The 13,146-nt window shown below is 50.0% G+C and carries 14 protein-coding genes; 6 read left to right on the top strand and 8 right to left on the bottom strand.

The annotated features are described in order from the left end of the window. Nucleotides 1–298: 298 nt before the first annotated feature. Nucleotides 299–1,960: a sensor histidine kinase DpiB gene (gene dpiB, locus HV314_RS18105; RefSeq protein WP_046274583.1), complete on the top strand. Its 1,662-nt coding sequence runs from the start codon at nt 299–301 to the stop codon at nt 1,958–1,960. Next, nucleotides 1,929–2,609, top strand: coding sequence for a two-component response regulator DpiA (gene dpiA / locus HV314_RS18100; protein WP_016152226.1), 681 nt, complete (start codon nt 1,929–1,931; stop codon nt 2,607–2,609). Before dpiB ends, dpiA begins: the two co-directional genes overlap by 32 nt. A 149-nt stretch (nt 2,610–2,758) precedes the next feature. Here the strand turns inward: dpiA and dcuC are convergent, their stop codons facing one another. Then, the gene (gene dcuC / locus HV314_RS18095; RefSeq protein WP_016152227.1) at nt 2,759–4,141 is read right to left on the bottom strand and encodes an anaerobic C4-dicarboxylate transporter DcuC; all 1,383 of its coding nucleotides are present in this window, start codon (nt 4,139–4,141) and stop codon (nt 2,759–2,761) included. A 451-nt stretch (nt 4,142–4,592) separates the two neighbouring features. Between dcuC and pagP the strand changes: the two genes are divergently transcribed. Together pagP and cspE are read left to right on the top strand one after the other, a co-directional pair. Continuing rightward, nucleotides 4,593–5,156 carry a lipid IV(A) palmitoyltransferase PagP gene (pagP, locus tag HV314_RS18090; RefSeq protein WP_181546369.1) on the top strand — a complete coding sequence of 188 codons (564 nt, stop codon included), beginning with the start codon at nt 4,593–4,595 and terminating at the stop codon, nt 5,154–5,156. A gap of 189 nt (nt 5,157–5,345) precedes the next feature. Then, the gene (cspE, locus tag HV314_RS18085; protein ID WP_000034825.1) at nt 5,346–5,555 is read left to right on the top strand and encodes a transcription antiterminator/RNA stability regulator CspE; all 210 of its coding nucleotides are present in this window, start codon (nt 5,346–5,348) and stop codon (nt 5,553–5,555) included. Nucleotides 5,556–5,606: 51 nt separating this feature from the next. Here cspE and crcB read toward each other — a convergent pair whose 3' ends face one another. Further along, on the bottom strand, nt 5,607–5,990 hold the full coding sequence (gene crcB, locus HV314_RS18080) for a fluoride efflux transporter CrcB (RefSeq protein WP_003831281.1): 384 nt from the start codon (nt 5,988–5,990) through the stop codon (nt 5,607–5,609). Between the two features lie 90 nt (nt 5,991–6,080). On the opposite strand from crcB, the gene HV314_RS18075 reads away from it, so the two are divergent. Then, complete coding sequence (locus HV314_RS18075) at nt 6,081–6,869, top strand: deaminated glutathione amidase (protein ID WP_016155964.1); 789 nt, start codon at nt 6,081–6,083, stop codon at nt 6,867–6,869. Nucleotides 6,870–6,997: 128 nt separating this feature from the next. After that, nucleotides 6,998–7,201: a twin-arginine translocase subunit TatE gene (gene tatE / locus HV314_RS18070; protein WP_016152230.1), complete on the top strand. Its 204-nt coding sequence runs from the start codon at nt 6,998–7,000 to the stop codon at nt 7,199–7,201. 77 nt (nt 7,202–7,278) lie between these two features. Here tatE and lipA read toward each other — a convergent pair whose 3' ends face one another. From lipA to mrdB, 6 genes are all read right to left on the bottom strand, one after another. Continuing rightward, nucleotides 7,279–8,244 carry a lipoyl synthase gene (gene lipA, locus HV314_RS18065; protein ID WP_181546367.1) on the bottom strand — a complete coding sequence of 322 codons (966 nt, stop codon included), beginning with the start codon at nt 8,242–8,244 and terminating at the stop codon, nt 7,279–7,281. Between the two features lie 206 nt (nt 8,245–8,450). Then, nucleotides 8,451–9,092 carry a lipoyl(octanoyl) transferase LipB gene (gene lipB / locus HV314_RS18060; RefSeq protein WP_016152231.1) on the bottom strand — a complete coding sequence of 214 codons (642 nt, stop codon included), beginning with the start codon at nt 9,090–9,092 and terminating at the stop codon, nt 8,451–8,453. Nucleotides 9,093–9,187: 95 nt separating this feature from the next. Then, on the bottom strand, nt 9,188–9,451 hold the full coding sequence (gene ybeD / locus HV314_RS18055) for a DUF493 family protein YbeD (protein ID WP_003022706.1): 264 nt from the start codon (nt 9,449–9,451) through the stop codon (nt 9,188–9,190). Nucleotides 9,452–9,557: 106 nt separating this feature from the next. Next, complete coding sequence (gene dacA / locus HV314_RS18050; RefSeq protein WP_003022711.1) at nt 9,558–10,769, bottom strand: D-alanyl-D-alanine carboxypeptidase DacA; 1,212 nt, start codon at nt 10,767–10,769, stop codon at nt 9,558–9,560. 142 nt (nt 10,770–10,911) lie between these two features. Then, a complete protein-coding gene (gene rlpA / locus HV314_RS18045; RefSeq protein WP_181546365.1) occupies nt 10,912–12,021 on the bottom strand; it encodes an endolytic peptidoglycan transglycosylase RlpA in 1,110 nt (369 codons plus the stop codon). Between the two features lie 10 nt (nt 12,022–12,031). Continuing rightward, entirely contained in the window at nt 12,032–13,144 is a 1,113-nt protein-coding gene (mrdB, locus tag HV314_RS18040; protein WP_006685529.1) for a peptidoglycan glycosyltransferase MrdB, read from the bottom strand. Nucleotides 13,145–13,146 lie beyond the last annotated feature (2 nt).

Below are 13,146 nucleotides of genomic sequence, written 5' to 3'. Positions count from 1 at the left end.
GGGAATGTTTTTTTATTACGGAGTATTTCTTTTTTTCCCTGCTGCATACATCGTAAGGAGTATTTTGGAGGTAATTTTTGATTTATTTCACAATAAGTTAGAAGGTTTTAATGTGTTTTATGGTTTTAAGTTTTTTAATTAATTTAACTCCGAAATAGCGTGTGGTTTTAATTTGTTTAATTGATTTAAGGTGGGGAATCTGCAACGATCCTGTTTTATACCGCGACTTGCAAATAAAACATTTTTATTACAACTACAATGAGAAATAAGTTTCGGGTATCGTCGCTGAGGAAGAAATATGGCAGAGCAGAAAAATAAAACACGGTTTCCTTTTTTTCGCAGTCTGGCGTTTCCATTGCGTATCTTTCTGCTTATTTTGGTCGTTTCTGTTTTTATTATCGCCGCGTTAGCACAATACTTTACCGCCAGTTTTGAAGATTATCTGGCAACGCATGTCCGCGATATGGCGATGAACCAGGCCAAAATCATCGCCTCTAACGACAGTATCATCGCGGCGGTGAAGCATCGTGATTACAAGCGTCTGGCGACCATTGCCGACAAACTGCAGAGCGGGACTGACTTCGACTATGTGGTGATCGGGGATACCAACTCTGTCCGCCTTTACCACCCAAATCCGGAAAAAATTGGCTACCCGATGCAGTTCACCAAACCCGGCGCGCTGGAAAGAGGGGAAAGTTACTTTATTACCGGCAAAGGGTCCATTGGGATGGCGATGCGCGCCAAAACGCCAATCTTTGATGACGATGGCAAAATCATTGGCGTGGTCTCAATTGGCTATCTGATCAGTAAAATCGATAGCTGGCGATCGGACTTTTTACTCCCAATGGCAGGGGTGTTTATCCTGCTGTTGCTGGTACTTATGCTGCTCTCTTGGTTATTTGCTGCCCATATTCGCCGACAGATGTTGGGGATGGAACCTAAGCAAATTGCGCGGGTAGTGCGTCAGCAGGAAGCGCTATTCAGCTCGGTATATGAAGGTTTGATCGCCGTGGACCCTGATGGGTATATCACCGCAATAAACCGCAGCGCGAGGAAAATGCTGGGGCTGTCTTCGCCTGGACGAAAGTGGCTTGGAAAACCGGTTAGTGAGGTGGTTCAGCCGACTGACTTTTTCACCCAGCAGATTGCGGAAAAACGACAGGACGCGATGGTGAACTTTAATGGCCTGAGCGTTATCGCTAACCGTGAGGCGATTCGCTCCGGCGATGAACTGCTTGGGGCAATCATCAGTTTTCGTAGTAAAGATGAAATTGCTACTCTTAATGCGCAATTAACGCAGATCAAACAGTATGTAGAGAGCCTGAGAACGCTGCGTCATGAACACCTTAACTGGATGTCGACCATTAATGGCCTGCTGCAAATGAAAGAGTATGACCGGGTGCTGGCAATGGTGCAGGGGGAATCGCAGGCGCAACAGCAACTGATTGACAGCCTGCGCGGCGCGTTTGCCGATCGTCAGGTAGCCGGTCTGTTGTTTGGCAAGGTGCAGCGTGCGCGTGAACTGGGCCTCACTATGACTATCGTTCCTGGCAGTCAACTGCATCAACTCCCTGAGGGGCTGGATAGCACAGAGTTTGCAGCAATTGTTGGCAATCTGCTTGATAATGCATTTGAAGCGAGCTTGCGCACCCAGCAAGGCAACAAGATCGTCGAACTCTATTTGAGCGATGAAGGGGATGACGTGATCATCGAAGTTGCCGATCAGGGATGCGGTGTACCGGAAGCATTGCGTGAAAAAATATTTGAACAGGGTGTGAGCACCCGTACCGATGAACCAGGTGAACATGGCATCGGTTTGTATCTGATTGCAAGTTATGTGAGGCGCTGTAACGGGGTGATTACACTCGAAGATAACTCCCCCTGCGGCACCTTATTTTCTTTATTTCTTCCGAAAGTGAAAAAAAATAATGACGGAACCATTAACGCTATTGATCGTTGAGGATGAAACGCTACTGGCGGAAATGCATGCTGAATATATCCGCCATATACCCGGCTTCAGCCAGATTTGGCTGGCGGGTAATCTTGCGCAAGCGAGGATGATGATTGAGCGTTTTAAGCCCGGTTTGATTCTGCTCGATAACTACTTGCCGGACGGCAAGGGAATTACGTTGTTGCATGAGCTAACCCAGACGCGTTATCCGGGGGGCGTGGTGTTTACCACGGCGGCCAGCGACATGGAAACGGTCTCCGAGGCCGTGCGCAGCGGCGCGTTTGATTATCTGGTCAAACCCATTGCCTACGAGCGCCTGGGACAGACGCTGACGCGTTATCAACAGCGCAGACGCATGTTGGCCGGTAATGACAGCGCCAGTCAAAAGCAGATTGATGAAATGTTTAATGCTTATGCGCGCGGCGAACCGAAAGGCGATTTGCCGACCGGAATTGATGCGTTAACGCTGAATGCGGTGTTGAAATTATTTGCCGATCCGACGGTACATCATACTGCGGAAACGATCGCCCAGGCACTCACTATCAGCCGTACCACCTCCAGGCGCTACCTGGAGTACTGTGCCAGCCGTCATTTGATTATTGCGGAGATTATTCACGGTAAGGTGGGGAGGCCGCAGCGTATTTATCACGGCGGCTAATTCACGTCATCCTTGAAGCTGCCTCTTTGTGGGCTGCGTGAAGAAACCCCAGTCACATAGTTATCTATGGTACTGGGGATGTCTTCACTTGCCGCTTTGAGGCAGCTTAAATGATTTTGCGTATCAAGGTCAGATGCTGACAGTTATCGTTAACCGCCAATCAGGGCGGACGTCGCCGGCACCATCACTTCAGTTGCGATAATCACAACCAGCAGTCCAACCAGAACCGGAACCGAGGTACGTTTCACTACTTCGAACGGAGAGATCTTTGCCATCCCTGCGACAGCAACAACCACACCGGAGACCGGAGAGATTGTGCGTCCAAGGTTTGATGCCTGCAGCATCGGGATAGCCAGGTAAGCTGGGTTAATACCAGAAGAGTGCGCCAGTTTCGGGATCATCTCAACGAAAGCATAGAAAGGTGCGTTACCGGACCCCGTGGTCATTGCCGCCAGCATAGTCAGGATCACCAGTACCAGCATCAGAATAATGCTCGCGGAGCCAAACGAGGTGGCGATAGAAATCAGACTCTGAATAAAGCCGATTGTGCTCAGACCCTGGGCAAAAACGCCCGCCGCGACTAACAGCATCACCACGTTAGCAAAGGCATCCGCCATACCACGGTAGGCGACTTCCAGACCCGAGAAAACCTTCTGGGTGTTGAATCCTCGTACGAACTCCAGTACAGCAGCGATGAGCATGCACAGCACCAGAATCGTAATGATATGCAGCTGTGGGCCCCATTTTCCATCGAAAATCAGGACGCCAACGATAGGGGTAAATGGCAAGATGGCGTAAAACGACGGGGCGGTAGTGGTAATTTCAGCCACATCTAACATTTCATGAGAAATGTTCTCTTTTTTATCCAGATAACGCTGCCAGAAAAAGTGGGCAATCGCCATAGCAATGATGGCGGCAATGGAAATTGGCAGCGTGGTTTTAAACGCGAAATCGATCAGTGGCATTTCCGCGGCTTTTGCAGCCAGCACTACATCACCGGATGTTGGCGAAAGAATAATAGCGGCTGGGGAGGCGCAAATGGCCGCTGCGGCGCCACGGCTAATCCCAACGTTAACCATGACCGGGAACAATGTCGCCATCAGCAATACGCCCAGACCGGTTGCTGAAGAGACCGCCAGGGACATCAGGCAGGCGACAAAATAGGCGGCAATCATAAGCAGATAAGGTGAATTGATATACTGCAGCGGCTTAGAGGCCAGCTTAACCACCATATCATTCGCGCCAATATGAGTCATGTAGGCGGCAAAACCACACAGCATCATAATCATCATGCCGAGATCGCCGCCACGGCTCATCAGCAAAATTTTAATATATTCAACAATGTCTGTTGCCGTATAGCCCGTCGTTGCTGCGCTAGACGGCAAAACTTTATGGCCCATCAACGCACTGATAATCAGCAAAACCAGACCGCCGACAAACAGTACGCCTGTCGCGGAATAACCTTTAATGATGTAGCGCGCTACACCCACAATAACCACAACCCCAATAAGGAGTTCAATAAATGTCAACATTGTTTCCCCTGTCGCATTGCTGCCCAGAAAGTTAAAAAACTAAAAAAAGTAAAAAGTGGTGACAGAATGTGCCTAATAAACCGATAACTCTTGCTGATTGAAATCAATAAAAATACGGATTCAAGCGATGGCTAAGCCGTTTTTTCAGCATCGCGATTAAAAAAAGAATATCACAATAAAAAACTGTGAAGCGCAGCGTTGGTGTGTGTGTTTTGTGGTGATATTGATGCTTTATTGTTAATTTATTGTGATGTTATTTAACTCTCGCCGCAGGAAAGCACAATTTATTGGCAATAAAGAGAAAATAGTTCCTATGAAATGGCTCAGTAAATAAAGGGATAGGTTATAGGCTGAGGAATATTCTGATTTTTTATTTGCGCATTTTTGTTAAGCTGACATTAAGGTTGGGTTTGCTAAAATTAATATTAAATCCCAGGATGGTAATTAAGTTGTGATTTTCGCTAAACGATATTTTCTCATTTTTTCATTTATTTTTATTCAGGTAGCTTTCACTTCCCTGGCGGCTGCTGAAGATAAAGGCTGGTTTGCTACTTTTAAAGATAATGTCAGTGAAACCTGGCAGCAGCCGGAACATTATGATCTGTATGTACCTGCTATTACCTGGCATGCGCGTTTTGCCTACGATAAAGAAAAAACGGATCGCTACAATGAACGGCCGTGGGGTGCAGGATTTGGTCAATCCCGTTGGGATGATAAAGGTAACTGGCACGGACTTTATATCATGGCGTTTAAGGATTCCTACAATAAATGGGAACCCATTGGCGGCTATGGCTGGGAAAAAACCTGGCGACCGCTGGCTGATGAAAACTTCCATACAGGTCTCGGCTTTACCGCCGGTTTCACCGCGCGTGATAACTGGAACTACATTCCGGTACCGGTGCTGTTACCGCTGGCATCAATTGGTTATGGCCCGGCAACGTTTCAGATGACCTACATTCCTGGAACGTATAACAACGGCAACGTCTACTTTGCGTGGATGCGGTTCCAGTTTTGATGGACTACCTGTATTGTCAGGTGGTTTATTGAAAAGTCTTTTAAAAACATAGTGATAGGAAGTTTAACTGAAAAATAACGCGACATTTATCACTTTTTGATAAAGTTCGACTGGACAAAGTGCACCACAATTGTTGTACTGATACCCGACACAGCATTTGTGTCTATTTTTCATGTAAAGGTAATTTTGATGTCTAAGATTAAAGGTAACGTTAAGTGGTTTAATGAGTCCAAAGGATTCGGTTTCATTACTCCGGAAGATGGCAGCAAAGATGTGTTCGTACACTTCTCTGCAATCCAGACCAATGGTTTTAAAACTCTGGCTGAAGGTCAGCGTGTAGAGTTCGAAATCACTAACGGTGCCAAAGGCCCTTCTGCTGCAAACGTAATCGCTCTGTAAGCATACGACAGCAAGCATTCAAAACCCGCTTAATTGCGGGTTTTTTTCGCTTCAATGTGCGGGAGAGGCAGATACCAACCAGAATGCCAGGGCGGTCATCGCGAATGATCCCAACAGATTAACCAGTACATTCACCATAGCCCAACCAAAGCGTCCTTCCTGCAGTAAAAACACTACCTCAGCAGAGAAGGTGGAAAACGTTGTCAGTCCCCCGCAAAAGCCAGTAGTAATCAGCACTTTCCACATTGGGTCAATATTTGTCATGCGATTAAACCATGCCAGACCCATACCAATGATAAATGCGCCAAGTAAGTTTGCAGCCAGCGTACCGAATGGAATGGCCTGATGCAGCGGGTTAAACCGCATACTCAACATCCATCTTGCTACGCTACCTGTGCCACCACCGATAAAAACCGCTAAAAGGAGTTGTAACACTGCGTAATCCTGCTATTTGATTGTATAGAGGGTGAGTGTAACGCTGAATAATTGTTGTTGGCGAGCTTAACAAAGTTTTCTGGAGGGAATATGTTCGTTGCAGCAGGGCAATTTGCCGTGGGACCTTCATGGGAAAAAAATGCAGAAACCTGCGCCTTACTGATGTCTCAGGCTGCTGGAGAGGGGGCGTCGCTACTGGTATTACCGGAGGCATTGTTGGCGCGTGACGATTTAGACCCTGACCTGTCAGTGAAATCAGCTCAGCTTTTGGAAGGCGGGTTTCTGACGCATTTGTTGCGAGAAAGCGCACAAAATGAGATGACGACAATCCTGACGATTCATGTTCCCTCTGTGCCAGGCCGGGCATTTAACATGCTGGTGGCGCTACGGGCTGGTCGGGTAGTGGCCCATTACGCTAAATTACATCTCTATGACGCCTTTTCGATTCAGGAGTCACGTAATGTCGATGCAGGGGACGCCATAGCGCCGCTGCTGGACGTAGGCGGATTAAAAGTAGGGCTAATGACCTGCTATGACCTGCGCTTCCCTGAGCTGGCGCTGGCGCATGCGTTGCAGGGGGCTGAGATTCTCGTTTTACCTGCGGCTTGGGTGCGGGGATCGTTAAAAGAGCATCATTGGGCCACGCTTTTGGCGGCAAGAGCGCTGGATGCCACGTGTTATCTGGTTGCGGCTGGAGAATGCGGTAACAAGAATATCGGCCAAAGCCGGGTCATCGATCCCTTTGGCGTGACTATTGCGGCGGCGGCTGAAACGCCCGCGCTCATTATGGCCGAGGTTTCCGCCGAGCGGGTAAGGCAGGTCAGGGCACAACTTCCGGTGTTAAGTAACCGACGCTTTGCGCCACCGCAATTATTATGACGTTTTTTTAAACAAGGCTTGATTCACCTTGTTACAGATTGCTATTGTGTGCGCGCGTCGAAAGGCCGTTAATATTCTCAGGTTAATATGGCGCTTTATGTAGCCTGGTTTAAGTCAAGAAGGTATCTATGGGTGAGATTAGTATTACCAAACTGCTGGTGGTTGCCGCACTGGTTGTTCTGCTGTTTGGTACCAAGAAGTTACGTACTCTGGGTGGAGACCTGGGGACGGCAATCAAGGGCTTCAAGAAAGCAATGAACGACGATAATGCCGATGCCAAGAAAGAGGCTGATGGTAGCGTTCAGGCTGAGAAGCTTTCTCATAAAGAGTAATACTGCAAACTCTGCATGAAAAAAAACCGGCGATTTGCCGGTTTTTTATTGCTGATATGTAAGTGAGTATTACACGATTACTTCACTTCCAGCCCTTTGGCCTGCATGTCAGCATGGTATGAAGAGCGCACGAATGGACCGCAAGCAGCGTGGGTAAAGCCCATAGCCATGGCTTCTGCTTTCATCTCATCGAACTCATCCGGGCTTACATAGCGTTGAACCGGGAGGTGATGGCGGCTTGGCTGTAAATACTGCCCCAGCGTCAGCATGGTCACGCCATGGCTACGCAGGTCGCGCATGACCTCAATGATTTCAGCATTGGTTTCACCCAGACCCACCATCAGACCCGATTTGGTCGGAATCTCCGGGTGCGCTTCCTTGAAGCGTTCCAGAAGCTTCAGCGACCAGTTGTAGTCAGCCCCAGGGCGTACATTACGATAAATACGCGGTACGTTTTCGAGGTTGTGGTTAAACACGTCCGGCGGCGTGGCTGTGAGGATATCCAGCGCGCGATCCATACGGCCACGGAAGTCAGGCACCAGCGTTTCGATTTTAATCGACGGGCTTTTCTCACGAATCGCGGTGATGCAGTCAGCAAAGTGCTGAGCGCCGCCGTCACGCAGATCGTCGCGGTCAACGGAGGTAATCACGACATAGCGCAGCGCCATGTCCGCAATCGTCTGAGCCAGTTTTAACGGCTCGTTGGCGTCAGGAGCAACCGGACGGCCATGGGCAACGTCACAGAATGGGCAACGGCGAGTACAGATTGCGCCGAGGATCATAAAGGTTGCTGTTCCGTGATTGAAACATTCAGCCAAGTTAGGGCAGGAAGCTTCTTCGCAGACAGAGTGCAGGCCATTTTTGCGCATTGCCGCTTTGATGCCCTGGATGCGAGTGGAGTCAGCTGGCAGTTTTATTTTCATCCATTCCGGTTTACGCAGCAGGGCTTCACGCTCTGTTGCCATATTTTTTACCGGGATAAGAGCCATCTTATCGGCATCGCGGTATTTAACACCGCGTTCCATCACAATGGGTTTACTCATAGCTTGCGTGTTCCAGTTGCGAATTACGAAGGAAAGCGTTTCAATTCAAGGGAATGTTGCATTTATCAACTATTTTTGAATTAGTGATACGCAGTATATCATTGAAACGGGCCAGAAAGCAGCCTGACAGGCTGGCAAAATGTAAAATAGTTGTTGTTTTGTGCCATTTGCCACAACATATGCCGTGGCAAAGTATGACCGTATTTTCAGTCCGCAATGTACTCGTGCGGTGGGTTACCCAACAGCGCGAAGATGTTGGCCAGCAGGCGGGGGCGAATGCTCTCGGTCGTGGCTGTGCTATCCCACTGCGATACTTTCGCCATCTCCATTCCGGCATAACCGCAAGGATTGATACGCAGGAAAGGCGACAAGTCCATATCCACGTTGAGCGCTAAGCCGTGAAATGAACATCCTTTACGGATACGTAATCCCAAAGAACAGATTTTCTTCTCACCCACGTATACGCCAGGCGCATCGGCTCGCGGGTGGGCGTCAATGCCGATTTCCGCAAGGGTATTCACGACGGTTTGCTCCAGCAGCGTAACCAGTTCGCGCACGCCAAGTTTACGACGCTTCAGGTTCAACAGCACATACATAACCTGTTGGCCTGGCCCGTGGTAGGTCACCTGACCGCCACGATCGCTCTGGATCACCGGAATATCTCCCGGCATCAATACGTGCTCAGCTTTACCTGCCTGACCCTGGGTGAAGACAGGATAATGCTCTACCAGCCAGATTTCATCATGACTGTTTTCATCACGGGTATCGGTAAATTCATGCATGGCCAGAGAGACTGGCTCGTAAGGTTGAAGACCGAGCTGGCGGACCAGAATTTTATCCTGATACAAAACGGCATCTCCGTAGAGAATGTTAAAGAGGGGAAAAGTATATCACAGGGGGAGGGGTTACCCGAGCGGGGATGCAGCGGGTAACCGACAGGTTTTTACAGCACCATGCGTACGATATCGATATTGCCTAATTCTTCGTACAGCGTTTCAACCTGCTCAATGTGTGTAGCAGTGATGGTGATTGAGACCGAGTGGTAGTTGCCTTTGCTGCTCGGTTTTACCGTCGGAGAGTAATCACCTGGCGCATGGCGCTGTACCACTTCAACCACCTGATCAACCAGCTCAGGCAACGCCTGCCCCATTACTTTGTAAGTAAATGGAGTAGGGAATTCAAGCAGTTCGTTAAGTTTGGTTTTCATGTCAGCTCCGGCGTTACATCAAAAAATAATAACTCCCACTGCGCGTGGGAGTTATCTGGATACCTAGTATATGGGGACGTAAATCACACTTTCAAGTGTTCGATTTTTAGCCAAACCAGTGATGGAACATTAATTTAATGTAATCAATGATTTTCCCAAAGAAGTTGCCTTCAGGGATTTCCTGCAGCACCACCAGTGGACGCTGTTCAATGGTTTTGCCATCTAACTGGAAGTTGATAGTGCCGACAACCTGGTTTTTCTGCAGCGGGGCGTGCAGTTCAGTGGTGTTCAACACATAGCTGGCTTTCAGGTCTTTCATGCGGCCGCGCGGAATGGTCAGGTAGACGTCTTTATCAACGCCTAACGACGCACGATCGGTGTTACCAAACCAGGCAGGTTCTGAGGCAAATTCTTTACCCACTTTCAACGGGTTCACGGTTTCGAAGAAACGGAAGCCCCAGGTCAGCAGTTTTTTACTTTCGGTTTCTCGGCCTTTATAGGTGCGACCACCCATAACGGCGGAGATCAGACGCATCTGGCCTTCGGTTGCGGATGCAACGAGGTTATAGCCAGCCTTATCGGTGTGACCGGTTTTGATACCGTCGACATTCAGGCTGTTATCCCACAGCAGGCCGTTACGGTTTAACTGACGAATGCCGTTAAAGGTGAACTCTTTTTCTTTATAGATAGAGTATTCGTTAGGCACGTCGCGAATCAGAGCCTGACCAATCATCGCCATGTCGCGAGCCGAGCTGTACTGACCGTCAGCATCGAGACCATGAACGGTCTGGAAGTGGGTGTTTTTCAGGCCCAGCGCATTCACATAGCTGTTCATCAGGCCGACGAAAGCATCCTGGCTACCGGCTGCGAAGTCTGCCATCGCCACGCACGCGTCGTTTCCGGATTGCAGGTTAATACCACGGATCAGCTGAGAAACAGGAACCTGCATGCCTGGCTTGAGGAACATCAGCGATGAACCTTTGAAGACCGGGTTGCCCGTAGCCCATGCGTCATTGCCGACGGTGACCAGATCGGTTTCTTTGAATTTCCCGGCTTTCATCGCCTGGCCGATGACGTAGCTGGTCATCATTTTGGTCAGACTGGCGGGGTCGCGGCGAGTGTCTGCGTTCTGTTCTGCCAGAACTTTACCTGAATTGTAATCAATCAGGATATACGACTCCGCATCGATCTGCGGAACACCCGGGATCATGGTTTTAATATTCAGGTCATCGGCATGGGCAGCAGAGAGAGAGGCTGCGCAGAGAGCCGCGGTGAGCGCCATACGCTGCACGAAACGAGCGGAAAAAGTGGTCTTCATGGTCTGAACTACGACGTCCGTGATGAAATTAAAAAAAGTGCCCTACTATAGCAAATGCATAACTGGCAGGCATCTGACTTTCCGCGTGACTTTGTTAATGTCATTTACAGAAACTGACAGTTCAGATACCTGATTTACGTTATTACACGCCGGTGATGAAGGACTGTAATTGCGCCTCGGATTGAAGACGCTGCTGCAATGTGGAGGCTTCAGCTTTGCTGGCAAACGGCCCCATCTGGATACGCCAGACTGCGCCGTTTTGTACCACCCGGCCAGGGACGCCAAACTGCTGGCTTAAACGCTTTTGATACTGCTGCGCGCGCGACTGCTCGCTGACTGCGCCAACCTGAACCACATAGCGTCCGTTGGCAGTTGCCGCAGGCGCAGGGGCTGTGACGGCTGCTGGTGTTGTTGCCGGCGCGGTTGACGTGACCGGTGCGGTGGTTGTCGATTGCGGCACCGGAGTCGGCTCGCTGCTTTCCAGCACGCCTGATGCGAGCGTGGTTGGCGCACCGAGGAATCCACTGCTGTTTACTGGCGCACCGGTTGGATCATCGCTTTTCAGCGTGGAATTGCTGATCGGACGAATATCGCCTTGCGGCTGACCTGCATCCGATGGCGAAGGCATGCTTCCCATATTGCCGCCACCGCTTAAATCAGGACGCGCAGGCAAGGCATAAGTTTGTTTCGCGACAGTGGTACAAGCCATACCCGGTCCGGACAATGAACCATCCTGGGCGACGATGATTGGGTCGATACGCACTTTAGTGTTGTTGGAGGTGTTCAGACGATCGGCTGCGGCGCGCGAAAGTGAAATCACGCGATCGTTGCCATAAGGCCCGCGATCGTTAATGCGCACGACGATCATCCTGCCGTTCGCCAGATTGGTAATTCTGGCATAGCTGGGGACTGGCAGCGTCGGATGCGCAGCGGTCAACTGCATCGGATCGAACGCTTCGCCAGACGCGGTTAAGTTACTTCCTGGTTCCGCATCATAGATAGCGGCAAGTCCGGCCTGGCTAAAGCGGGAGGGATCCTGCACGATTTTGTAGCTTTTACCATCACGCTGGTAGTCCTGATTCGCCGTTGGGTTCAGAGGTTCAAAGCGCGGAGCGGCCCCGCTGATTTCAACAATCGGACCATTACACACCGCAGGCTGCGGTGCGACAGCAACCTGTTGCTGACCATCATCACTCGAACACGCCGCGAGCATTCCTGCTGCGATGCAGATACCAAGCCACTGCTTACGCATTGCGTACCCCTTACACGCTTTTCGACAACATTTTTCTATGGGTGTGGATCGACATAACAATCCCGAACCCCGCCATCAGCACGATAAGTGCCGAGCCTCCGTAACTGACCAGTGGGAGTGGAACCCCAACCACGGGCAGAATACCGCTCACCATACCAATATTTACGAAGACATAAACGAATAATATCAACATTAAGCCACCCGCCATGACGCGACCAAAGGTGGTTTGCGCGCGGGCAGCGATCCATAATCCGCGCATAATCAGCAAAATGTAGAGCGTCAACAGAATCAAGATCCCCACCAGACCCAGCTCTTCCGCTAAGACTGCAAAGATAAAGTCGGTGTGGCGTTCGGGTAAAAACTCAAGCTGCGACTGTGTACCATGCAGCCAGCCTTTACCGCGTAACCCGCCGGAGCCAATAGCAATTTTAGACTGAATTATGTGATAACCCGCGCCCAGCGGATCGGTTTCCGGGTCGAGCAGCATCATGACGCGCTGACGCTGGTAATCATGCATCAGGAAGAACCACAGTATCGGGATAAACGCCGCGACCAGAACCACCGCAACGCCGATTAAGCGCCAGCTCAAACCAGAAAGGAACAAGACAAACAGACCGGAAAGGGCGACCAGAATTGAGGTGCCGAGGTCAGGTTGGGCGGCGACCAGCAGCGTGGGCATAAAAATCAGCACCAGCGCAATGGCGGTATTTTTTAGCGATGGTGGGCAAACGTCACGGTTAATAAAGCGCGCAACCATCAGCGGCACGGCGATTTTGGCAATTTCAGAAGGCTGAAAACGCACGATACCCAAATCCAGCCAGCGCTGCGCACCTTTGGAAATGGCGCCGAAGGCGTCTACCGCCACCAACAGAATGATGCAAAAGATATAGAGATAGGGCGCCCAGCCCTCATACACCCGGGGGGGAATTTGCGCCATCACTACCATGATGACCAGGCCCATTGCGATCTGGCCGACTTTGCGCTCCATCATGCCAATATCCTGGCCGCTGGCGCTCCAGATGACCAGTGAGCTGTAAACCAGCAGAGCCAGCAAAATAAGCAACATTGTGGGATCGATGTGGATTTTGTCCCAGAATGTTTTTTTGTTCGGATTATCCGTCACGA

The organism is Citrobacter sp. RHBSTW-00887 (assembly GCF_013728095.1).
GTDB classification, from domain to species: Bacteria; Pseudomonadota; Gammaproteobacteria; order Enterobacterales; family Enterobacteriaceae; genus Citrobacter; species Citrobacter braakii.
This window is presented reverse-complemented; position numbering and strand designations above follow the sequence as displayed.

What these genes read in the sequence shown, in the direction of transcription:
- dpiB (WP_046274583.1), top strand. Translation starts at nt 299, where the DNA reads ATGGCAGAGCAGAAAAATAAAACACGGTTTCCTTTTTTTCGCAGTCTG.
- dpiA (WP_016152226.1), top strand. Translation starts at nt 1,929, where the DNA reads ATGACGGAACCATTAACGCTATTGATCGTTGAGGATGAAACGCTACTG.
- dcuC (WP_016152227.1), bottom strand. Translation starts at nt 4,141, where the DNA reads ATGTTGACATTTATTGAACTCCTTATTGGGGTTGTGGTTATTGTGGGT.
- cspE (WP_000034825.1), top strand. Translation starts at nt 5,346, where the DNA reads ATGTCTAAGATTAAAGGTAACGTTAAGTGGTTTAATGAGTCCAAAGGA.
- HV314_RS18075 (WP_016155964.1), top strand. Translation starts at nt 6,081, where the DNA reads ATGTTCGTTGCAGCAGGGCAATTTGCCGTGGGACCTTCATGGGAAAAA.
- tatE (WP_016152230.1), top strand. Translation starts at nt 6,998, where the DNA reads ATGGGTGAGATTAGTATTACCAAACTGCTGGTGGTTGCCGCACTGGTT.
- lipA (WP_181546367.1), bottom strand. Translation starts at nt 8,244, where the DNA reads ATGAGTAAACCCATTGTGATGGAACGCGGTGTTAAATACCGCGATGCC.
- ybeD (WP_003022706.1), bottom strand. Translation starts at nt 9,451, where the DNA reads ATGAAAACCAAACTTAACGAACTGCTTGAATTCCCTACTCCATTTACT.
- dacA (WP_003022711.1), bottom strand. Translation starts at nt 10,769, where the DNA reads ATGAAGACCACTTTTTCCGCTCGTTTCGTGCAGCGTATGGCGCTCACC.
- rlpA (WP_181546365.1), bottom strand. Translation starts at nt 12,021, where the DNA reads ATGCGTAAGCAGTGGCTTGGTATCTGCATCGCAGCAGGAATGCTCGCG.